This window comes from Pseudomonas sp. LAM2023 (assembly GCF_016620375.1).
In the GTDB taxonomy this organism is placed as follows: Bacteria; Pseudomonadota; Gammaproteobacteria; order Pseudomonadales; family Pseudomonadaceae; genus Aquipseudomonas; species Aquipseudomonas anuradhapurensis.
The window spans coordinates 771940-792386 of the sequence record NZ_JAENHV010000015.1 but is presented as its reverse complement, the minus strand read 5'-3'; the positions used below and the strand labels follow the sequence as shown (position 1 = coordinate 792386).

20 protein-coding genes are annotated in these 20447 nt (G+C 61.9%); 9 read left to right on the top strand and 11 right to left on the bottom strand.

Annotated elements, in window-relative coordinates:
* The first annotated feature begins 20 nt into the window (after positions 1–20).
* Genes zigA through JKP78_RS09170 form a run of 3 tightly spaced genes read left to right on the top strand, consistent with a single transcriptional unit; the run spans position 21 to position 2861 of the window.
* Positions 21–1229 (top strand): zinc metallochaperone GTPase ZigA, encoded by a 1209-nt coding sequence (zigA, locus tag JKP78_RS09180; RefSeq protein WP_200626571.1) that lies wholly within the window; start codon positions 21–23, stop codon positions 1227–1229.
* A complete protein-coding gene (locus JKP78_RS09175) occupies positions 1226–1852 on the top strand; it encodes a DUF1826 domain-containing protein (RefSeq protein ID WP_186683970.1) in 627 nt (208 codons plus the stop codon). Before zigA ends, JKP78_RS09175 begins: the two co-directional genes overlap by 4 nt.
* A gap of 40 nt (positions 1853–1892) precedes the next feature.
* On the top strand, positions 1893–2861 hold the full coding sequence (locus JKP78_RS09170) for a CobW family GTP-binding protein (protein WP_186683975.1): 969 nt from the start codon (positions 1893–1895) through the stop codon (positions 2859–2861).
* On the opposite strand, the gene JKP78_RS09165 is transcribed toward JKP78_RS09170, so the two are convergent.
* Positions 2862–3254 carry a DUF3301 domain-containing protein gene (locus tag JKP78_RS09165; RefSeq protein WP_170033905.1) on the bottom strand — a complete coding sequence of 131 codons (393 nt, stop codon included), beginning with the start codon at positions 3252–3254 and terminating at the stop codon, positions 2862–2864. It abuts the gene before it with no gap.
* Between the two features lie 120 nt (positions 3255–3374).
* Here JKP78_RS09165 and pdxY point away from each other — a divergent pair, with 120 nt between their 5' ends.
* Entirely contained in the window at positions 3375–4247 is an 873-nt protein-coding gene (gene pdxY, locus JKP78_RS09160; protein WP_170033903.1) for a pyridoxal kinase PdxY, read from the top strand.
* Here the strand turns inward: pdxY and JKP78_RS09155 are convergent.
* Positions 4244–4729 carry an acyl-CoA thioesterase gene (locus JKP78_RS09155; protein ID WP_009683536.1) on the bottom strand — a complete coding sequence of 162 codons (486 nt, stop codon included), beginning with the start codon at positions 4727–4729 and terminating at the stop codon, positions 4244–4246. The genes pdxY and JKP78_RS09155 overlap by 4 nt on opposite strands.
* Positions 4730–5081: 352 nt before the next feature.
* Between JKP78_RS09155 and JKP78_RS09150 the strand changes: the two genes are divergently transcribed.
* The gene (locus JKP78_RS09150) at positions 5082–6842 is read left to right on the top strand and encodes a cation:proton antiporter (protein WP_186683977.1); all 1761 of its coding nucleotides are present in this window, start codon (positions 5082–5084) and stop codon (positions 6840–6842) included.
* A gap of 132 nt (positions 6843–6974) precedes the next feature.
* On the opposite strand, the gene JKP78_RS09145 is transcribed toward JKP78_RS09150, so the two are convergent.
* From JKP78_RS09145 to zwf, 5 genes are all read right to left on the bottom strand, one after another.
* Complete coding sequence (locus JKP78_RS09145) at positions 6975–7382, bottom strand: SMI1/KNR4 family protein (protein ID WP_186683979.1); 408 nt, start codon at positions 7380–7382, stop codon at positions 6975–6977.
* A 114-nt stretch (positions 7383–7496) separates the two neighbouring features.
* Positions 7497–8360, bottom strand: coding sequence for a Tim44 domain-containing protein (locus JKP78_RS09140; protein ID WP_200626570.1), 864 nt, complete (start codon positions 8358–8360; stop codon positions 7497–7499).
* 252 nt (positions 8361–8612) lie between these two features.
* The gene (gene uvrD / locus JKP78_RS09135; RefSeq protein ID WP_170033895.1) at positions 8613–10799 is read right to left on the bottom strand and encodes a DNA helicase II; all 2187 of its coding nucleotides are present in this window, start codon (positions 10797–10799) and stop codon (positions 8613–8615) included.
* A 130-nt stretch (positions 10800–10929) separates the two neighbouring features.
* Positions 10930–11244 carry a hypothetical protein gene (locus JKP78_RS09130; RefSeq protein WP_186683985.1) on the bottom strand — a complete coding sequence of 105 codons (315 nt, stop codon included), beginning with the start codon at positions 11242–11244 and terminating at the stop codon, positions 10930–10932.
* Positions 11245–11324: 80 nt separating this feature from the next.
* On the bottom strand, positions 11325–12767 hold the full coding sequence (gene zwf / locus JKP78_RS09125; RefSeq protein ID WP_200626569.1) for a glucose-6-phosphate dehydrogenase: 1443 nt from the start codon (positions 12765–12767) through the stop codon (positions 11325–11327).
* Between the two features lie 103 nt (positions 12768–12870).
* Between zwf and hexR the strand changes: the two genes are divergently transcribed.
* Together hexR and JKP78_RS09115 are read left to right on the top strand one after the other, a co-directional pair.
* Positions 12871–13737 (top strand): transcriptional regulator HexR, encoded by an 867-nt coding sequence (hexR, locus tag JKP78_RS09120; RefSeq protein ID WP_011536461.1) that lies wholly within the window; start codon positions 12871–12873, stop codon positions 13735–13737.
* Between the two features lie 208 nt (positions 13738–13945).
* The gene (locus tag JKP78_RS09115) at positions 13946–14164 is read left to right on the top strand and encodes a PA3496 family putative envelope integrity protein (protein ID WP_170033889.1); all 219 of its coding nucleotides are present in this window, start codon (positions 13946–13948) and stop codon (positions 14162–14164) included.
* On the opposite strand, the gene JKP78_RS09110 is transcribed toward JKP78_RS09115, so the two are convergent.
* Entirely contained in the window at positions 14106–15068 is a 963-nt protein-coding gene (locus JKP78_RS09110) for a LysR family transcriptional regulator (RefSeq protein ID WP_325166787.1), read from the bottom strand. The two genes, JKP78_RS09115 and JKP78_RS09110, sit on opposite strands and share 59 nt — an antisense overlap.
* 189 nt (positions 15069–15257) lie before the next feature.
* On the opposite strand from JKP78_RS09110, the gene JKP78_RS09105 reads away from it, so the two are divergent.
* Both JKP78_RS09105 and oadA read left to right on the top strand, forming a co-directional pair.
* Entirely contained in the window at positions 15258–16673 is a 1416-nt protein-coding gene (locus JKP78_RS09105) for an acetyl-CoA carboxylase biotin carboxylase subunit (RefSeq protein WP_170033885.1), read from the top strand.
* An 11-nt stretch (positions 16674–16684) separates the two neighbouring features.
* The gene (gene oadA / locus JKP78_RS09100) at positions 16685–18493 is read left to right on the top strand and encodes a sodium-extruding oxaloacetate decarboxylase subunit alpha (RefSeq protein WP_170033883.1); all 1809 of its coding nucleotides are present in this window, start codon (positions 16685–16687) and stop codon (positions 18491–18493) included.
* A 154-nt stretch (positions 18494–18647) separates the two neighbouring features.
* On the opposite strand, the gene JKP78_RS09095 is transcribed toward oadA, so the two are convergent.
* The 3 genes from JKP78_RS09095 to JKP78_RS09085 are packed head-to-tail and all read right to left on the bottom strand — an operon-like array spanning position 18648 to position 20415.
* On the bottom strand, positions 18648–19319 hold the full coding sequence (locus tag JKP78_RS09095) for a GNAT family N-acetyltransferase (RefSeq protein WP_186683993.1): 672 nt from the start codon (positions 19317–19319) through the stop codon (positions 18648–18650).
* Between the two features lie 7 nt (positions 19320–19326).
* Positions 19327–19773 (bottom strand): GNAT family N-acetyltransferase, encoded by a 447-nt coding sequence (locus JKP78_RS09090; protein ID WP_170033879.1) that lies wholly within the window; start codon positions 19771–19773, stop codon positions 19327–19329.
* 12 nt (positions 19774–19785) lie between these two features.
* Complete coding sequence (locus JKP78_RS09085) at positions 19786–20415, bottom strand: FMN-binding negative transcriptional regulator (protein WP_186683995.1); 630 nt, start codon at positions 20413–20415, stop codon at positions 19786–19788.
* Between the last annotated feature and the right edge of the window lie 32 nt (positions 20416–20447).

Here is a 20447-nt window from a genome sequence, read left to right as displayed (position 1 = left end):
TCGCCTGAAGAGGTTTCGCCATGTCCAATCGTCTCCCTGTTACTGTGCTGTCCGGCTTCCTTGGCGCCGGCAAGAGCACATTGCTCAACCATGTGCTGCGCAACCGCGAAAACCTGCGAGTCGCAGTCATCGTCAATGACATGAGCGAGATCAACATCGACGCCAGCGAGGTACAGCGCAACGTCAGCCTCAACCGTGCTGAAGAAAAGCTGGTGGAGATGAGCAATGGCTGTATCTGCTGCACGCTGCGTGAAGACCTGCTCGAGGAAGTGGCACGGCTGGCCGAAGAAGGTCGGTTCGATTACTTGCTGATCGAATCCACGGGGATCTCGGAGCCGCTACCGGTAGCCGAGACCTTTACCTTCCGCGACGAACAGGGCCGTAGCCTCTCTGACATGGCGCGGCTGGACACCATGGTCACCGTGGTCGATGGCCTGAACTTCATGCGTGATTATCAGGCGGCCGACAGCTTGGCCAGCCGTGGCGAAACCCTGGGTGAAGAGGACGAGCGCTCGATCAGCGACCTGTTGATCGAACAGGTCGAGTTCGCCGATGTGTTGTTGCTGAGCAAGATCGACCTGATCAGCCAGCATCAGCGCGAAGAGCTGATGGCCATTCTACGTAGCCTTAACGCGCGAGCGCAGATCATCCCCATGGTAATGGGCCAGGTCCCGCTGGCGCGTATCCTGGATACCGGCTTGTTCGACTTCGAGCAGGCCGCCCAGGCACCCGGTTGGTTGCAGGAACTGCGAGGCGAACATGTACCCGAAACCGAAGAGTACGGTATCGCAGCCACTACTTGGCAGGCCCGGCGGCCGTTTCACCCACAGCGCTTTTTCGATTTTATCCACACGCCCTGGAGCAATGGCCGGCTGCTACGTTCAAAAGGCTTTTTCTGGTTGGCCAGCAAGTTCCAGGAGGCGGGGAGCTGGTCGCAAGCGGGCGGGATGATGCGTCATGGGCTGGCGGGCCGCTGGTGGCGCTTCGTATCGCGCGAACAGTGGCCGCAAGATGTGGATAACACCGCTGCGATCCTGGAAAACTGGACAGCCGAGAGTGGTGATTGCCGCCAGGAGCTGGTGTTCATCGGGCAGAATATCGATTTCGCGGAATTATCCACAGCACTCGATGCATGCCTGTTGACCGATGAAGAAATGGCCTTGGGACCCATGGGCTGGTTACGCCTGCCCGACCCGTTCGGTCCATGGCAGGAGGAGGCCGCAGCATGATCCCCATACGCACACCTGTGGATATCTTTCAGGTAAGCGGCGATACACCTCAGGTGCTGACCGAGGTGCTGCAGGACGGCGTCAACCTGGCGGTGTGGCGCCGGCGCTTGCCGGCACAGCTGGAGGACTTTGCCGCGCTGGCCATCAGCCTTGGCCAGCCATTGGCGGACCAGCGCGTTATCGACGTGGACGAGCAGCGCATGCCGGTATTGACAGAGCTGTTGCGGGAAACGGCAGATTTGCACGGCTATGAAGCGTTCGTTGCCGATGTGAATTGGCTGCTGGCGGCCTACACCTGCCTGGTGGGTGCACGGCGGGTCGGCTTGCGCTTGCGGGTATTGGCGGGGCCCATGTGCCCACGCTTCCATGTGGATAACGTGCCGCTGCGCTTGCTTACCAGCTACGCTGGCCCAGGCACCGAATGGTTGCCCGTGCAGGCCAGTGCGTGCGTCGATTTGCGCACAGCGCAGCCGCCTGTGGATAACATTCAGCGTTTGCACGCAGGCGATGTGGCAGTGCTCAAGGGCGAGAAGTGGCATGGCAACGAAGGCGCTGGCCTGGTGCATCGTTCGCCTCCGGAGCGGCAGGGGCGACTGTTGCTCAGCCTTGACTGGCTGGCCTGACGGCGCATAGTGAGGCATTGCCATCGCCCGAAGCCACGCCATGCTGCAGAATATTCCCACCCATGTGATTGCCGGCCCGCTCGGGGCCGGCAAGACCACCCTGATCCGCCATCTGTTGGCCCAACGTCCGCGCAATGAGCGCTGGGCAGTGCTGATCAACGAGTTCGGCCTGGTCGGGCTTGATGCGGCCTTGCTCAGCCGTGACGAGGACGGGATCGCCATCGGCGAGGTCGCGGGTGGCTGCCTGTGCTGCGTCAACGGCATGCCGTTCCAGGTCGGCCTGGGCCGGCTGCTGCGCAAGTCCCGGCCTGACCGGCTGTTCATAGAGCCGTCCGGGTTGGGCCATCCGCTGCAGCTGCTTGCTCAGTTGCAACAAGCACCTTGGGCTGGGGTGCTGGCGGTACAGCCGTTGCTGATGGTCATGGATGCGCAGTCGATGGTTCGCAACGAACGGCTGGCGGAGGCGCAACAGCAGGCGCTCGATGCAGCGGAGAATGTTGTCTTCAACAAGGCAGAGTCGGTGGGTGATGCTTGCAAGGCATCGATAACAGACAGGTTTCCCGCCAAGAAAGTGTTCTGGACGATCGAAGGGCAGCTGCCCGTGTCGGACCTGCCCACTGTACCCACCAGTGCGGCTGCCAATGCCCTTGTGGATAACCTGATTCCCGACAATAGGGTGATGCCCCCGCCACTCTGGGCAGACCCTGGCCAGCCGATCTGCCTCGCCCAGCAAGGGGAGGGAGGTTGGAGCATCGGCTGGCGCTGGCATCCCGGCCAACGATTTTATCCACAGCGGCTGCTGGCGTTCCTGCACGCCTGGCCATGGCGGCGTGCGAAAGGGGTTATCCACACCGTGGAAGGCTGGCAATCATTCAATGGCCTGAACGGCGACATGCCCATCTGGCAGCCCAGCGACTGGCGCCGGGATACCCGCATCGAGCTGATTTTCGACCAGCCACAGTCGCAGCCGGCGTTACAAGCCGGTTTGAGCGAGTGCCGCGTCAGCTGATCAGTTGCGCCAACGGTTGTGCTCCTGGCGCCACTGCTGCATCTCGATGACATTGTCGGCGCGAGGAGGGGTCTTGATTTCGAACGGATAGGGCGCCAGTTCGATCTGCACGCTGTGGGCGCCGAACTGGGTTATGGTACCGGGATGGCGTTGCTCACCGGTAACCGTGAATTCGAAGGCATAGACGCGCGCCAGGCGCTTGCGGCCATTGGCGTCACGGACAAAGGCGATGCGCTTGAGCGCGACGGCATCGTCGAGCAACTCGAGGTCGAGTTTGGCGCAGTGCTGTTTGACCCGTTCCAGGGCTTTTTCACGCAAACCGTGGTTGTGCCACAGCCAGGCGCCTGCCGTGGCTACCAGCATCAGGACTAAGAGGTTTTCCAGGGTCAACATTTGCATCTGCTCCAAACAGGTCGATCCAGCTTAACTGCGTCCCTGGCCTGTCGTACAGGTGGCAATCGAGTCCATACTGCGTTGCGCACAATCCTTGAAACAGCTTTGGAAATCTCCCGCATGAAACGTACTCCGCACCTGCTCGCCATCCAGTCCCACGTGGTGTTCGGCCACGCCGGCAACAGCGCGGCGGTGTTCCCCATGCAGCGTATCGGGATCAATGCCTGGCCGCTCAATACCGTGCAGTTCTCCAACCACACACAGTATGGCCAGTGGGCGGGTGAAGTGCTTGCTCCGGCGCAAATTCCTGCGTTGGTGGAAGGCATTTCCAACATTGGCGAACTGGGCAATTGCGACGCGGTGTTGTCCGGCTACCTGGGCAGTGCCGAGCAAGGCCGGGCGATTCTGGCGGGGGTCGCGCGGATCAAGGCGGTAAACCCAAAGGCTTTGTACTTGTGTGATCCAGTCATGGGGCACCCGGAGAAGGGCTGCATCGTGCCGGCGGAAGTCAGCGAGTTCCTGCTCGACGAAGCGGCCGCCACGGCTGACATCCTGTGCCCCAACCAGTTGGAGCTGGACAGCTTCTGTGGGCGCCGTGCGCAGTCGCTGGAGGACTGCGTGCGCATGGCGCGCAGCCTGCTGCAGCGCGGGCCGCAGGTGGTACTGGTCAAGCACCTGGCCTACCCGGGGCGGGCCGAAGACCAGTTCGAGATGCTGCTGGTGACCGCCGAGCACAGCTGGCACCTGCGTCGCCCGCTGCTGGCGTTCCCGCGGCAGCCGGTTGGGGTGGGCGACCTGACCTCGGGCCTGTTCCTGGCCCGCGTGCTGCTTGGCGACAGCTGGCTACAGGCGTTCGAATACAGCGCTGCGGCCGTGCACGAAGTGCTGCTGGAAACCCAGGCCTGCGCCAGCTACGAGTTGCAACTGGTGCGGGCCCAGGACCGCATCGCGCACCCACGGGTGCGCTTCGAGGCGCAGTTGCTGACGCTTTAAATGGCGTCGGTCTTCAGGTCCTGGTAGCGCTTTTCCAGCTCCTGGCGGATCTGCCGGCGCTGCTGGCCCTGCAGGAAGCGGCGCTTCTCCTCGCTGCTTTGCGGCTGGCGGGGTGGTACCGGTACCGGGCGACGGTTGTCGTCGACCGCGACCATGGTGAAGAAGCAGCTGTTGGAATGGCGCACCGAGCGTTCACGGATATTCTCGGTCACCACCTTGATGCCCACCTCCATCGAGGTGTTGCCGGTGTAGTTGACCGACGCCAGGAAGGTCACCAGTTCACCCACGTGTACCGGCTCGCGGAAGATAACCTGGTCGACCGACAGGGTGACCACATAGCTGCCGGCATAGCGGCTGGCGCACGCATAGGCCACTTCGTCGAGGTACTTGAGCAGGGTGCCGCCATGTACGTTGCCAGAAAAGTTGGCCATGTCCGGGGTCATCAGGACGGTCATGCTCAGCTGGGCGTTTCCAGGTTCCATAGTGTGCTCACGGTGAGGTTGCGCTGAATCGGGCGAATGGGGCCGTTGGGGATCGTTATCTGAAGACACTTCTTTTCCCCTCATGTGAATTAGCCGTCTTGCTACGGGACGCTGGCTGACGCGCCATCGTCACGCTGATCATGCCATCAGCGGCGCTTTTCCTGCCGATCTGTTTCTGCATATTGCACCGGCTTTTTGCGGCGGAGTGCGATGTTAACCTGACCATGCCCATGCAACATGGCCACATTGCGCGTCCACAACAGTATGTACGCGCTGCTCGCACAAGGCTGCCCTGGTCGAGGAGCGGTCTGCCCCGGCACCCGCCAAAGGACGAAAAAGGGAGTATCACGCCATGCATGCCATCAGCTTCATCCAGGACCTGGCAGTGATCATGCTGGTCGCTGGCGTGGTCACCGTTGTCTTTCACCGCCTCAAGCAACCCGTCGTGCTGGGTTACATCGTCGCCGGCTTCATCATCGGCCCGCACACGCCCCCGTTCGGCCTTATTCACGATGAAGACACCATCAAGACCCTGGCCGAGCTGGGCGTGATTTTCCTGATGTTTTGCCTTGGGCTCGAGTTCAGCCTGCGCAAGCTGTTCAAGGTCGGCGCTACCGCCTTTATCGCGGCGTTCCTGGAAATCGTGCTGATGATCTGGATCGGTTTCGAGATTGGCCGCTGGTTCGGCTGGAACACCATGGATTCGCTGTTCCTGGGGGCGATCCTGGCAATTTCCTCGACCACCATCATCGTCAAGGCGCTGAATGACCTGAAGATGAAGAACGAGCGCTTCGCCCAGCTCATCTTTGGAGTGCTGATCGTCGAGGACATTCTCGGCATCGGCATCATTGCCTTGCTGTCGGGCATCGCCGTCAGCGGTACGGTCAGTTCGGGCGAGGTGTTTTCCACCGTGGGCAAGCTGTCGCTGTTCATGATCGTCGCGCTGGTCATCGGCATCCTGTTGGTACCGCGGCTGCTGGCTTACGTGGCCAGGTTCGAGAGCAACGAAATGTTGCTTATTACCGTGCTAGGCCTGTGTTTCGGCTTTTGTCTGCTGGTAGTGAAGCTCGAATACAGCATGGTGCTGGGCGCATTCCTGATTGGCGCGATCATGGCCGAATCGCGCCAGCTACTGGCAATCGAGCGCTTGATCGAACCGGTACGCGATCTGTTCAGTGCCATCTTCTTCGTCGCCATCGGCCTGATGATCGACCCTCTGGTGCTGGTCGACTACGCCTGGCCGATCGTGGTGATTACCCTGGCAGTGGTGCTGGGCAAGATGCTGTCCTGTGGCATGGGCGCGTTCATTGCCGGAAATGACGGGCGCACGTCGCTGCGGGTTGGCATGGGTCTTTCGCAGATTGGCGAATTTTCCTTCATCATCGCCGCACTGGGCATGACCCTGCAGGTGACCAGCGACTTTCTCTACCCGGTGGCGGTGGCGGTATCGGCAATTACCACGCTGCTGACACCGTACCTGATCCGTGCGGCTGACCCGCTGTCGCGCAAGCTGGGCAAGGCAGTGCCCGCCCGCCTGGCGCGGGTGTTGTCGTTGTACGGCGAATGGTTGCGCAGTATCCAGCCACAGGGTGAGGGTGCCATGTTGGCGGCGATGATCCGGCGCATTCTGTTGCAGGTGGGGGTCAACCTGGCGCTGGTTATCGCGATTTTTTTCACTGGCGGCTATTTCGCCGGGCGTATCGGTAACTGGCTCAGCGAGTGGGTCAGCGATGTCAGCCAGCAGAAAGCCTTGATCTGGGGCGCAGCATTGCTGTTGTCGCTGCCGTTCCTGATTGCCGCCTATCGCAAGCTCAAGGCGCTATCGATGCTGCTGGCGGAGATGGGCGTGAAACCAGAGATGGCCGGGCGGCATACACAGCGCGTGCGCCGCGTGATTGCCGAGGTGATTCCGCTGCTGTCGTTGCTGGTGATCTTCCTGCTGCTGTCAGCGTTGTCGGCGAGCATTCTGCCGACCAGCGAGCTGCTGCTGGTGATTGCCGTGGTGGCAGCGGTGGTCGTGGCTTTGCTGTGGCGCTGGTTTATCCGCGTGCACACACGGATGCAGATCGCCTTGCTGGAGACGTTGGAGCACAGTCGCGAGAGTTCGCACTGAGCAAGGCAACGCTCCCTGCGCCAACTTCACCGTCGTCCGAGGGGATGGAGCGGTAGCGATGTCGCCAGGCGCAGAAAGCCTGGCGATGTTAACTGCATTAATGGCACTGAGCCATAATTTTGCGACTGGCGATCAGCTCTCCAGCCAGACATCCCGCGCCCAGTGCCAGACAGACTCCCAGCTGTCTTCACCGATACTTTCTTCTTCGGCATCCCACAGCACCACGGTGCCGTCTTCTTCGACACAGTAGTAGTTGTCGCCATCCTGGCACAGTGGAATAAGGTCGCGCGGCACGCCGGCATCCCAGGCGTTGGCAGCAACCTCGGGCAGGTAGGTGTGCGACTGTGGGTCGGTGACGGTCACTGGCTCCAGCGAGCCGTACACCACGTCGCTGACGGTCAGCAGAAACTCCTTGAACACGAACGGAATGTTGATGAACAGCTCTTCCTCGATTTCGACCAGCTGGTCCTCGTCGGGAAGCTCGAGCGGCACCGGCACTGGCTCATTGGCTTCACGGAGTTGTTCGATCACTTCTTCCACGGTTCACTTCCTCTGACCTAGATGACAACGCTGCGCGTTATACCCTAGTAGCCTAGTCTGGCAAAAGCAAAAACCCCGGGGCAGCCCCGGGGTTTTTTGTGCAGCACGCAGCGGTTAGCCGTTCTGACGGATACCGGCGACCAGCCAAGGCTGGTTTTCGCCTTGGGCACGGACCATGTGCCAGCTTTCGCTGAACACTTCGCCCTGGTCGAAGCGCGAGCTCTTCGACACGCCACGGAAGGTCAGGGTGGCGTCGGTGCGGTCGGCACGGTCGTCGACACCGTCCAGTTGCACATCGAGGTTGTCGATGTAGGTGGACTGGAAGCCGTCACCCAGGTCAGCCCGCTCGCGCTTGAGGAACTCGAGCATTTGCGGGGTGACGAATTCGGCGATCTTGTCCATCTCGTTGGCGTCCCAGTGCTGCTGCAGGGCCTGGAAGTGGTTACGAGCGGCAGCCAGGAAGCTTTGCTCATTGAACCAGGCCGGGGCATTGATCACCGGTGCAGCGGCGGCGGCAGGTGCGGCCGAACCACCGAAGATCGAAGGCTGGGCAGCTTGGGCGTGGGCTTCACGCTGCATCGGCGCGTGGCCTGGCATGGCCATTTGCGGCTGCTGCTGGCGGCGGCGCGCGGCGATGAAGCGGAATACCAGGAAGGCGATGAGCGCCACGATCAGGAAGTCCATGATCTGGAAGCCTTCGAAACCGTCACCCATGAACATGGAGGCCAGCAGACCACCGGCGGCGAGGCCGGCCAGTGGGCCCAGCCAGCGCGAAGCACCGCTGGCGGCCGGCGCGGCGCGGCCAGGTGCGGTCGGCGCGGCAGCAGGCGCAGTTGGCGTGGTTGGCGTGGCTTGACGGGTCTGGTGGATAGGCGCGGAGCCCGAGCTCTTGCCGCCGCCAAAACGCTTGGCGTTGGCGTCCAGGCTCAGCGTCAGGCCGACGCAGAGCGCCAGAGCGATGCTAAGAAAACGTTGCATAAATGGGATATCCCCTGTTGTGGATTGCACGCGCGTCATGGTGCACAGGTTCCCAGGCACATGACCAGCGACATAATGTTTCTAGCTTTTGCCTGGATATTACCAAGCTGGGGGCTGGCGCTTGCAGAGCGGCCTTGTGGCGCGATGGGCTGTGCAGCAGCCCCAGGATTTCGACGTGGGCGCTGAGACTGCCGGGGCTGCTGCGCAGCCCATCGCGACACAAGGCCGCTCCTACAATGGCCGGTGCAGGTTTCAGATGGCTTCGAGCTTGGCGTAGCCCAGCATCAGCCACTTGCTGCCTTCGGCAAAATTCACCTGCACCCGTGCCTGCGCGCCGGAGCCCTCGAAATTGAGGATCACGCCCTCGCCAAACACCGCATGTTGCACACGCTGGCCGAGGTTGAAGGTCGTCTGCGGGATATTGGCATTGGCGAACAGGTTGCTGTTGGTAGTGGCCTTGGCCCCACCAAACGGGCGGCTGACACTGTTGGACAGACGTACTTCCTGAACCAGACCAGCCGGAATTTCACGTACGAAACGCGACACCTTGTTGTAGGTCTCGCTGCCATACAGGCGGCGCGTTTCGGCGTAGGTCATGACCAGCTGGCGCATGGCGCGGGTGATGCCGACGTAGGCCAGGCGGCGTTCCTCTTCCAGGCGGCCGGGTTCTTCCAGGCTCATCTTGTGCGGGAACAGGCCTTCCTCCATGCCCACCAGGAATACATACGGGAACTCCAGGCCCTTGGCGCTGTGCAAGGTCATCAGCTGGATGCTGTCTTCATGCTCGTCGGCCTGGGCATCGCCTGCCTCGAGCGAGGCATGGCCGAGGAACGCCGAAAGTGGCGAGAGGTCGGCGTCTTCTTCGGTGGACTCGAAGTTGCGCGCTGCGCTGACCAGTTCCTCAAGGTTTTCTACCCGTGCCTGGCCCTTTTCACCTTTTTCTTCCTGGTGATAGATGATCAGCCCGGACTGCTCGATGGTGGTCTGGGTCATGGTATGCAGCGGCATGTCCACAACTTTGGCAGCCAACCCCTCGATCAGCTCGATGAACGCACCCAGGGCGCTGGCGGCGCGGCCTTTCAGGGCCTTTGCCGCCAGCAGCTGGCACATGGCTTCCCACATCGACAGCTGGCTGTGGCGGGCATGCTCACGGATGGCTTCGACGGTTTTCTCGCCAATCCCGCGTGGCGGTACGTTGATCACCCGCTCGAGGGCGGCATCATTGCCACGGCCTTCGATCAGGCGCAGGTAGGCCATGGCGTTCTTGATTTCGGCGCGCTCGAAGAAGCGTTGACCGCCGTAGATACGGTAGGGAATGCGTTCGCGCAGGAGGGCTTCTTCCAGCACCCGCGACTGGGCGTTGGAACGGTACAGGATGGCAATTTCGTTGCGCGCATTGCCCTGCTTGACCAGGCCCTCGATGGTTTCCACCACGTAGCGCGCCTCGTCGTGCTCGTTGTAGGCCGCGTACAGGGTCAGGGGTTCGCCTTCGCCCATATCGGTCCACAGCTCTTTGCCCAGGCGCCCGCTGTTATTGGCGATCAGCGCGTTGGCCGCCTTGAGGATGCCACCGGTGGAGCGGTAGTTCTGCTCCAGGCGGATCATCTCGGCGTCAGGGAAGTCGGCGGTGTATTGATGAATGTTCTCGATCTTGGCCCCGCGCCAGCCGTAGATCGACTGGTCGTCATCGCCCACCGCCATCAGGCTGTCACCGCCGCGCGCCAACAGGCGCAGCCAGGCATATTGCACGGCGTTGGTATCCTGGAACTCGTCCACCAGTACGTGGCGGAAGCGCCGCTGGTAGTGTTCGAGCAGGCCCGGATGGTCACGCCACAGGTCCAGGGCGCGTAGCAGCAGCTCGGAGAAGTCGATCACCCCGGCGCGCTCACAGGCCTGTTCATAAGCGGTATAGACGTCGCGCATGGTCGACAGGAACAGGTCGCCACCGGCCTGGATATGCTGTGGACGCAGGCCTTCATCCTTTTGCCCGTTGATGAACCATTGGGCCTGGCGTGCCGGCCATTTCTGTTCGTCCAGGCCCAGCTCGCGCATCACCCGCTTGATCAGCCGCTGCTGGTCGTCGCTGTCGAGGATCTGGAAATTCTGCACCAACCGCGCTTCCTGCCAGTGTGCCCGCAACAGGCGGTGGGCCAGGCCGTGGAAGGTCCCGACCCACATGCCCGCCGGGTTGATCCCCAGCAATTGCTCGATCCGCTGGCGCATTTCAGCCGCAGCCTTGTTGGTGAAGGTCACCGACAGGATCGAGTGCGGCGATGCCTGCTCGACCTGGATCAGCCAGGCGATGCGGTGCACCAGCACGCGGGTTTTACCGGAACCGGCGCCAGCAAGCACCAGTTGACGCCCGAGCGTGGCCGCTACGGCCTGGCGTTGGGCATCGTTGAGGGAATTCAGCAGGAGGGAGAGGTCGTCTGTGTGCATCGGGCCATTCTAGGGCGCGGCAGGGGAACGGGCAAACCTCTACTGTATAAATATTCACCTTGCCAGCGGCCGTTCATCGACCCGATGGCAGGCGCCAGGCCGCCGCTCGGGCGGCCCGGTCAACCACGGTTCAGTCGATCATCTCTACGGTGCGTATTTCGCAGCGCTGCTGCGAACCGGCGTGAGTGATTTCCAGCATTTTCCAGTGGGTGCCACCCGCGCGTTCAAACGTCACGGTTTTTTCCGTCAGCACTTGCGGGGCGATCTCGCCGCTGTCCAGCAACTGAAGCTCCAGCACTTCCCAGCCTCCCCGGTGGCGTATCTTGGGTTCGACCAGCACCGGTTCGATAGCCGGGGAAGCGACCGTGACGGTGCAATGGACCTTGAAGGTCTGTTCGCCGTCGGCGATGTCATTGATTGCAACGAGATTGGCGATGGTAGCCATTGATTTGCTCCTGTGATGGTTGAAAGTAGCGACAGCGCAACTGTCGTCCCTTTCATCCATCACAGGAGCAGGGTAGTGCTTCAGCTATGCCAATGCCTGCCATGTCTGGCGAGCAGGCTGTTGGCTTGCTCCGGGCCATTGGTGCCTGACGGGTACGGTCGTGGTGCCTGGAAGTGTTCTTCGCAACCCTTGATGATCGGGTCGATCCACGCCCAGGCCGCTTCCACTTCGTCGCGGCGCATGAACAGCGTCGAGTCGCCCTCCAGCACATCCAGCAGCAAGCGCTCGTAGGCCTCCCAGCGGCGGGTCTGGCTGAACACCTGGGCCAGGTTCAGGTCCAGGTCCACCGGCTCCAGGCGCATGCCCTTGCCCGGGCTCTTGGTCATCATGCGCAGGCTGATGCGTTCGTCTGGTTGCAACTGGATCAGCAACTGGTTGACCTGGCCACCCATGAACAGCTCATGGGGCACTGGCTTGAACTGGATGACGATCTGCGACGAGCGCCGTGCCATGCGTTTGCCGGTGCGCAGGTAGAAGGGCACGCCCGCCCAGCGCCAGTTGTCGATGTGCGCCTCGATGGCGACGAAGGTTTCGGTGTCGCTATCGTTGTCGACGTCCTTTTCGAAGTAATAGGCTGGCACTTCCTGACCACCGATGCGCCCGGCGCCGTACTGGCCGCGCACGGTCTTGTCCTGCACGTCCTGGCCGGTGATGGGCTTGAGGGCGCGAAGGACCTTGACCTTTTCGTCACGCACCGCTTCGGCCTCGAACTGTGCGGGAGGTTCCATGGCCACCAGACACAGCAATTGCAGCAGGTGGTTCTGCAGCATGTCGCGGATCGCCCCGGCGCGGTCGTAGTAAGCACCCCGGTTCTCGACCCCCAGGGTCTCGCATACGCTGATCTGCACATGGTCGACCTGGCTGTTGCGCCATACCGGCTCCAGCAGGGCGTTGGCAAAGCGCAGGGCCATGAGGTTCTGCACGGTTTCCTTGCCCAGGTAGTGGTCGATGCGAAATACCTGGTTTTCCTCCAGCACCGCACCAATCGCTTCGTTGATGGCGGTAGCCGATTGCAGCGAGTGGCCGATCGGCTTTTCCAGCACGATGCGCGCTTCGGCGTCGGCCAGGCCAGCGTTACGCAGGTGGTTGGCAATGGGCACGAACAGGTTGGGGGCGGTGGCCAGGTAGAAGATGCGCGTCAAGCCGCCGGGCTCGCCCAGGTAGCGCGCCAGCCGGCCAAAATCGGCGCTTTGCGAAGCATCCATGGGGAAATAGTCGACCCGCGCGGAAAACCGCCGCCAGACATCTTCGTCGAAATCGTTGCGGGCGATCTGGGCTCGGCAATGGCGTTCGGCGAGCTTGAGATATTCGTTGCGTGGCAGGTTGCGTCGCGCCAGCGCGATGATCCGCACGGCATTGTTCAGACGGGCCTCGCGAAACAGGTGGTAGAGCGCCGGAAGCAATTTGTGCAGGGCCAGATCGCCGGTGCCGCCGAAAACCAGAATGTCGCAAGGAATAGTCAAACCACCACTCTCCACGTTCGTTTAACTGGGCGGGTTGGCGTCCATGTAGTATAACTACAAGAAAGCTACAACCCGGCCAGCCGATCATAACCGAGTCCAGCCTGTGAATCTGTTGCAACATATCGCCCAATCGCGCCACCTGCTGCGCAAATCGGAACTCAAGGTAGCCGACCACGTGCTACTCGACCCGGCTGCCGTCATGCACAGCTCCATGGCCGACTTGGCGCACAGCGTAGGTATCAGTGAACCGACCATCGTGCGGTTCTGCCGTGCCATCGGTTGCTCGGGCTTCCAGGACCTGAAGTTGAAACTGGCACAGAGCCTGGCCGCCGGGGCCAGTTTCGGTCAGTTCGCCATCCATGAAGACGACTCGGTTGCCGACTACAGCCTGAAGATCTTCGACACCACCCTGCACACCCTGATGGAAGTGCGTGAGCACCTCGACCCTCAGGCGCTGCAGCAGGCGGTAACCGCCATGGCCCAGGCGCAACGTGTGGAGTTCTACGGCTTTGGCGCCTCCGGTGCGGTGGCGGCCGATGCCCAGCACAAGTTCTTCCGCCTGCTGCTCAGCGCGGCTGCCTACTCCGACCCGCACATGCAGGCGATGTCGGCGGTGACCCTCAAGCCGGGTGATGTGGCGGTGTGCATTTCCCAGTCGGGCCGCTCCAAGGACCTGCTGATTACCGCCAACCTGGTGCGTGAGAGCGGCGCCAACCTGATCACCCTGTGCCCCAGCCAGACGCCGCTGGCCGAACTGTCGACGGTCAACCTGGCAATCGACGTGCATGAAGACACCGAGATCTACACCCCGCTGACCTCGCGTATCGCCCACCTTGTGGTTATCGACGTGTTGGCCATGGGCGTGGCCATGGCGCGTGGGCCGAGCCTGGTCAATCACCTCAAGAGCGTGAAGCGCAGCTTGCGCAGCCTGCGTTTGTCGCCCAAGTCGATCAAGGCTACCGACGACTGAACGCCTGCACCGGCCTCTTCGCGGGCTTGCCCGCTCCCACAGGGATTGCGCCGATTTCAAAAAGTGCGCAGTACCTGTGGGAGCGGGCAAGCCCGCGAATGGGCCGGTACAGACAGTGAAATTTCACTGTTTTGTCACCATTCCACAGTCAAACCGTAAACCACCAAGGCCAGTCTGAAACTCCCGCATCCTATCTGGGAGACAGGCAATGGCTCGTGATTACGACGGTACTTACCAACCCAGCGCCAAGGCTCGCAAGCAGCAGGAAAAGGATCAGCGCCGCATGGAATACCGCCGCGCGATCGAAAGCTACTGCGACCAACGTCAACTACTGCGCGACCTGGTGGACTACCCCGAGTTGCAAGACCTCACGGTTTGGCAGGCGTCGGCGGCAATTTCCCCGAAAAACGCTCAACCAGGCCGCTGATCAGCGCACGTTCGCTACGGATGAACGCCAGGAAGGCCAAGGCAACCGGCGACTGCCGTTTGGCCTTGGACTGCACCACGCACCAGCTGCGGTACAGCGGTAGCTCCTCTACCGGCAGCTCCTTCAGCACACCGGTGGCCAGCTCGAGGTTGACTGCATGGCGGGTGAGCAGGGCAATACCCAGGCCGGCGATCACGCATTCACGCTGGGCGTCGGCCGAGGCCACTTCCAGGGTCTGGGTGAAGTGCACACGCTTGTCCTTGAAGTACTCCTCGCAGGCCTTGCGCGTACCTGAACCTTGTTCGCGGACCAGCAGCGTATGAGGTTCCAGATCCTGCAGGCGCAGTCGTTCCAGTTTGCACAGCGGATGCTCGGGTGGCGCCACCGCGACGATCGGGTTGTTGAGGAACGGCAGAAACTCCAGGCCCATGTCCTGCGGCACCATGGACATGATGATCAGGTCGTCGCGGTTGTCCGAAAGGCGGCGGATGGCCTGGGCACGGTTGACCACGGTCAGGGTCAGGTTGACCTCCGGGTGACGCTGCTTGAAGGCGGCGAACAGGTGTGGCACGAAGTACTTGGCGCTGGACTCGATCGCCAGTTTCAGTTGCCCCTGGAGTGAGCCCTGCATATCCGACAGCTGCATGTCCAGGCTCTCCAGGCGGCCGAATATGTCGCGGCTGGCGCGTTGCAGGGCTTCGGCCGCTTCGGTCAGGTAGAGCTTCTTGCCTACGTACTCGAACAGCGGCTGGCCGATCAGCTCTTCGAGTTGACGGATCTGTAGACTAACGGCGGGTTGTGTCAGCGCCATCTCTTCCGCAGCGCGGCTGTACGAGCGCAAATCGCACACCTCGTTGAAGATCTGTAGTTGACGCAATGTCATACGCATCAATGACTTACGCATTTTAGCCCGCCCTTCGGCAATACCTTGTTACCGCACCATAAGCTTTTACTAATACAGCGTCTAACAAATATTGATTTTTGTTTATCGACCCACAGCGCTAGGGTGAATGTGCGACTGGCCAGCGACGCCTGGTCACGCGCCGACCGGTAGAACCGGCTCGACTGTTCCTACGGCTTTGGGAAGACTCCAGTGATAAAAAAAATCCTGATCGCCAACCGAGGTGAAATCGCAGTGCGCATCGTGCGTGCCTGCGCCGAGATGGGCATTCGCTCGGTAGCGATCTATTCCGATGCCGACCGGCATGCGCTGCACGTCAAGCGCGCCGACGAAGCCCACAGCATCGGTGCCGAGCCGCTGGCCGGTTACCTGAACCCGCGCAAGTTGGTCAACCTGGCTGTGGAAACCGGCTGTGATGCCTTGCACCCGGGCTACGGTTTCCTCTCGGAAAACGCCGAGCTGGCGGAGATCTGCGCCGAACGCGGGATCAAGTTCATCGGCCCGGCCGCCGATGTCATTCGCCGCATGGGCGACAAGACCGAAGCACGCCGTACCATGATCGCTGCCGGCGTGCCGGTGACCCCCGGCACCGAGGGTAACGTTGCCGATATCCACGAAGCCCTGAGGGAAGGTGACCGCATCGGTTACCCGGTCATGCTCAAGGCCACCTCTGGTGGCGGCGGTCGGGGTATTCGCCGTTGCAACAGCCGCGAAGAACTGGAACAGAACTTCCCACGGGTCATCTCCGAAGCCACCAAGGCCTTCGGTTCGGCCGAGGTGTTCCTGGAAAAGTGCATCGTCAACCCCAAGCATATCGAGGCGCAGATCCTCGGTGACAGCTTCGGCAACGTGGTGCACCTGTTCGAGCGCGACTGCTCGATCCAGCGGCGTAACCAGAAGCTCATCGAGATCGCCCCAAGCCCGCAGCTCACCCCCGAGCAGCGTGCCTACATCGGTGACCTCGCGGTACGTGCCGCCAAGGCGGTGAACTACGAGAACGCCGGTACCGTGGAGTTCCTGCTCGCCGATGGCGAGGTGTACTTCATGGAAATGAACACCCGGGTGCAGGTGGAGCACACCATCACCGAGGAAATCACCGGTATCGATATTGTCCGTGAGCAGATCCGCATTGCCTCGGGCCTGCCACTGTCGGTGAAGCAGGAAGACATCCAGCACCGCGGCTACGCGCTGCAGTTCCGGATCAACGCCGAAGACCCGAAGAACAACTTCCTGCCCAGCTTCGGCAAGATCACCCGCTACTACGCCCCCGGCGGCCCGGGCGTGCGTACCGATACGGCGATCTATACCGGCTACACCATTCCACCGTTCTATGACTCCATGTGCCTGAAGCTGGTGGTCTGGGCGTTGACCTGGGAAGAAGCCATGGACCGCGGCCTGCGGGCCCTGGACGACATGCGCGTGCAAGGGGTGAAGACCACTGCCGCGTACTATCAGGAAATCCTGCGCAATCCCGAATTCCGTAGCGGCCAGTTCAATACCAGCTTCGTCGAAAGCCACCCCGAACTGACCAACTACTCGATCAAGCGCAAACCCGAAGAGCTGGCCCTGGCCATCGCCGCCGCCATCGCCGCCCACGCAGGCCTGTGAGGAACCCCATAATGTCCAAGAAAATTCACGTAACCGACACGATCCTGCGCGACGCCCACCAGTCCCTGCTGGCCACCCGCATGCGTACCGAAGACATGCTGCCGATCTGCGACAAGCTCGACAAGGTCGGCTACTGGTCGCTGGAAGTCTGGGGCGGCGCCACCTTCGACGCCTGCGTGCGCTTCCTGAAAGAAGACCCGTGGGAGCGCCTGCGCAAGCTGCGCGCAGCGTTGCCCAACACCCGCCTGCAAATGCTGCTGCGTGGCCAGAACCTGCTGGGCTACCGCCACTACAGCGACGACGTGGTCAAGGCCTTCGTCGCCAAGGCCGCCGTCAACGGCATCGACGTGTTCCGCATTTTCGACGCCATGAACGACGTGCGTAACCTGCGCGTGGCCATCGAGGCGGTCAAGGCTGCCGGCAAACACGCCCAGGGCACCATCGCCTATACCACCAGCCCGGTGCATACCATCGAAGCCTTCGTCAACCAGGCCAAGCAGATGGAAGCCATGGGTTGCGACTCGGTGGCGATCAAGGACATGGCCGGCCTGCTGACCCCTTACGCCACCGGCGAACTGGTCAAGGCGCTGAAGGCCGAGCAGTCGCTGCCGGTGTTCATCCACTCCCACGACACTGCCGGCCTGGCCGCGATGTGCCAGCTGAAGGCCGTGGAGAACGGTGCCGACCACATCGACACCGCCATTTCCAGCTTCGCCTGGGGCACCAGCCACCCCGGCACCGAGTCGATGGTTGCCGCGCTCAAGGGCAGCGAGTTCGACACTGGCCTGGACCTGGAACTGCTGCAGGAAATCGGCCTGTACTTCTATGCCGTGCGCAAGAAGTACCACCAGTTCGAGAGCGAGTTCACCGCCGTGGACACCCGCGTGCAGGTCAACCAGGTGCCGGGCGGCATGATTTCCAACCTGGCCAACCAGCTCAAGGAGCAGGGCGCGCTCAACCGCATGAACGAAGTGCTGGCAGAGATCCCGCGTGTGCGTGAAGACCTCGGTTTCCCGCCGCTGGTGACCCCGACCTCGCAGATCGTCGGTACCCAGGCGTTCTTCAACGTGCTGGCTGGCGAACGTTACAAGACCATCACCAACGAGGTGAAGCTGTACCTGCAAGGCGGCTACGGCAAGGCCCCGGGTGTAGTCAACGAGCAGCTGCGTCGCCAGGCGATCGGCAGCGAAGAAGTGATCGACGTACGCCCGGCCGACCTGCTGAAGCCGGAAATGGCCAAGCTGCGTGCCGACATCGGTGCCTTGGCGCGTTGTGAAGAAGATGTGCTGACCTTCGCCATGTTCCCGGACATTGGCCGCAAGTTCCTCGAGGAGCGCGAAGCCGGCACCCTGACGCCTGAAGTGCTGCTGCCAATTCCTGAGGCGGGCGCAGTAGCGTCCCATAGCGGCGAAGGCGTGCCGACCGAGTTCGTCATCGACGTGCACGGCGAAACCTACCGTGTCGACATCACTGGCGTAGGGGTGAAGGCCGAAGGCAAGCGTCACTTCTACCTGTCGATCGACGGCATGCCGGAAGAGGTGGTGTTCGAGCCGCTCAACGAATTCGTTGGTGGCGGCAGCAGCAAGCGCAAGCAGGCCAGCGCCCCGGGCCACGTCAGCACCACCATGCCTGGCAACATCGTCGATGTGCTGGTCAAGGAAGGCGACATGGTCAAGGTCGGCCAAGCCGTGCTGATCACCGAAGCCATGAAGATGGAAACCGAAGTGCAGGCGGCCATCGCCGGCAAGGTCGTGGCCATTCACGTGGCCAAGGGCGACCGCGTGACCCCGGGCGAGATCCTGATCGAGATCGAAGGCTGAGATAAGCCTTCATCTACAAGCGGTTAACCTCTGGGGAGCGGATGCTCCCCTTTTTTTTAACTGTGGGGCCCCAGGCCAATCACAGGGCTCAAGGCGGGTGACGCCCAAGGGGGCGGGTCCACCCGCGCAGAAGCCGGCTGCTACAGCACAACCCTCAGCCTTTGCGACAGGCCTCCAGCGTTTTTACCTGGCCTGTCGGCAGTTGGTTTTCCTCGCTCAACCAGCGTTCGAATCCGGCAGCCAACGCCGGCCACTCATCGTCGGTAACCGAGTACCAGGCGGTATCACGGTTATGGTCCTTTACCACCAGGTGCTTGCGGAACACCCCTTCGTAGACAAAACCAAACCGCTCCGCCGCGCGCTTGGAGCGGGCGTTGGCGTTGTTGCACTTCCATTCCAGCCGGCGGTTGCCCAGTTCAAAGGCCAGCTTGCCAAGCAAGTACACCGCCTCGGTGCCCTTGGGCGTGCGCTGCATGGCGGCACCGAAGGCGACGTGGCCGATTTCGATGCGGCCGTGCTCGGGCACCATCGACATCAGGCTGAGGATGCCCTGGGCCTGGCCGTTGTTGCGGTCGATCACGGTATAGAACAGCGGATCGCGGCCGGCAGCATTACCTTCCAGCCAGCGGTCGAAGGCAGCACGTTCGGCAAACGGCCCATAGGGCAGGTAGTCCCACAGGGCAGGGTCGGCAGCCGGACCTTGCAGCATCTGCCAGAGGTCGTTGCCATGGCGCGCCGGGTCGAGCTTTTGCAGACGGATAAAGCGGCCTTCGATGGGCTCGGCCCGCGGCGTAGCGGCGGGCTTCCAGTTCAATGCGTCGTTCATGTTCGGCTTACAACTCTTTACGGAATTGGATAAAGCCCGAGCGCTCGGCAACCTGCTGGTACAGGCTGATGGCGGTGGCGTTGGTTTCGTGGGTCACCCAGTACACCTTGCTGCATTTTTCAGCCTCGGCTGCAGCATAGACGTGCTCGATCAATTGGCGGCCGATGCCCAGGCCACGCTGCGTGCTGTCCACGTACAGGTCCTGCAGGTAGCAGGCATTGCCGATACTCCAGTTGGTCCGATGGTAGATGAAGTTGACCATGCCAACCGCCTTGCCATCGACCCAGGCCAAGGCTGAATGGGTCGGCTCGTTGGGGTCGAGCAGGCGCTGCCAGGTGCTCAGGCTCACCTCATCGGTCAGTTCGGATTTATAGAAGCGCAGATAGGCGTGCCACAGGGCAAGCCAGGCAGCGTGGTCTTGGGCAGTGACGGGGCGCAGGGTAACACTGGGCATGAGGCTGTTCCTTCAGAGTGGGCGCATGTGCGCTGCGAGTTGGTTATCCAGATAGTCCGGGCTGGCGCCCAGGCCTTCACGCACCCCGGCAATGTCTTGCGCCGAGCGGTTCTGGCTGAGCTTGCGCGCGCCTTGCAGGCGAGCGATGGGCACACGGATGCCGACAATGGCACGGAGCATGCCGTCGATATAGTCGGCCGGGGCGTCAGCGACCTTCCACGGTTCGGTGCGGCCTTGTTCGTGGCGTTCGGTCAGGCGGCTGACGATAGCCAGCAGCGCCGGGCCATCGTGCAGCACCTCGGCCGTGCCGTAGGCATGCACGGCCAGGTAGTTCCAGGTGGGGACCACCTTGGGGTTCTCGGCCTTGCTTGGGTAATAACCGGGGCTGACATAGGCATCGGCGCCGGGAAACACCAGCAAGGCCTCGGCACCTTGTGCCAGGTCCTGCCATTGGTGGTTGGCCCGGGCCAAATGGGCATAGACCGTGCCGAACTCGCCTTCACTGGTATCGATCAACACCGGCAGGTGGGTAGCCAGCAGGCCTTGCTCGCCATGGCTGACCAGTATGGCCAGGCGGGTGTCATGCATGTGCTGGTACAGGCGACCAAGGTCGTGTTCCTGGTGGGGTTTGCTGTTGTACATGCCCGGTTTCCTTGTGCAATGACGCCATCCTA

Excerpts from the sequence above, each read along its gene's own strand:
- JKP78_RS09175 (WP_186683970.1), top strand. The coding sequence starts at position 1,226 with ATGATCCCCATACGCACACCTGTGGATATCTTTCAGGTAAGCGGCGAT.
- pdxY (WP_170033903.1), top strand. The coding sequence starts at position 3,375 with ATGAAACGTACTCCGCACCTGCTCGCCATCCAGTCCCACGTGGTGTTC.
- zigA (WP_200626571.1), top strand. The coding sequence starts at position 21 with ATGTCCAATCGTCTCCCTGTTACTGTGCTGTCCGGCTTCCTTGGCGCC.
- JKP78_RS09170 (WP_186683975.1), top strand. The coding sequence starts at position 1,893 with ATGCTGCAGAATATTCCCACCCATGTGATTGCCGGCCCGCTCGGGGCC.
- JKP78_RS09095 (WP_186683993.1), bottom strand. The coding sequence starts at position 19,319 with ATGAACGACGCATTGAACTGGAAGCCCGCCGCTACGCCGCGGGCCGAG.
- JKP78_RS09090 (WP_170033879.1), bottom strand. The coding sequence starts at position 19,773 with ATGCCCAGTGTTACCCTGCGCCCCGTCACTGCCCAAGACCACGCTGCC.
- JKP78_RS09150 (WP_186683977.1), top strand. The coding sequence starts at position 5,082 with ATGCATGCCATCAGCTTCATCCAGGACCTGGCAGTGATCATGCTGGTC.
- JKP78_RS09085 (WP_186683995.1), bottom strand. The coding sequence starts at position 20,415 with ATGTACAACAGCAAACCCCACCAGGAACACGACCTTGGTCGCCTGTAC.
- JKP78_RS09130 (WP_186683985.1), bottom strand. The coding sequence starts at position 11,244 with ATGGCTACCATCGCCAATCTCGTTGCAATCAATGACATCGCCGACGGC.
- oadA (WP_170033883.1), top strand. The coding sequence starts at position 16,685 with ATGTCCAAGAAAATTCACGTAACCGACACGATCCTGCGCGACGCCCAC.
- JKP78_RS09115 (WP_170033889.1), top strand. The coding sequence starts at position 13,946 with ATGGCTCGTGATTACGACGGTACTTACCAACCCAGCGCCAAGGCTCGC.
- JKP78_RS09155 (WP_009683536.1), bottom strand. The coding sequence starts at position 4,729 with ATGGAACCTGGAAACGCCCAGCTGAGCATGACCGTCCTGATGACCCCG.
- JKP78_RS09165 (WP_170033905.1), bottom strand. The coding sequence starts at position 3,254 with ATGTTGACCCTGGAAAACCTCTTAGTCCTGATGCTGGTAGCCACGGCA.
- JKP78_RS09110 (WP_325166787.1), bottom strand. The coding sequence starts at position 15,068 with ATGCGTAAGTCATTGATGCGTATGACATTGCGTCAACTACAGATCTTC.
- uvrD (WP_170033895.1), bottom strand. The coding sequence starts at position 10,799 with ATGCACACAGACGACCTCTCCCTCCTGCTGAATTCCCTCAACGATGCC.
- JKP78_RS09140 (WP_200626570.1), bottom strand. The coding sequence starts at position 8,360 with ATGCAACGTTTTCTTAGCATCGCTCTGGCGCTCTGCGTCGGCCTGACG.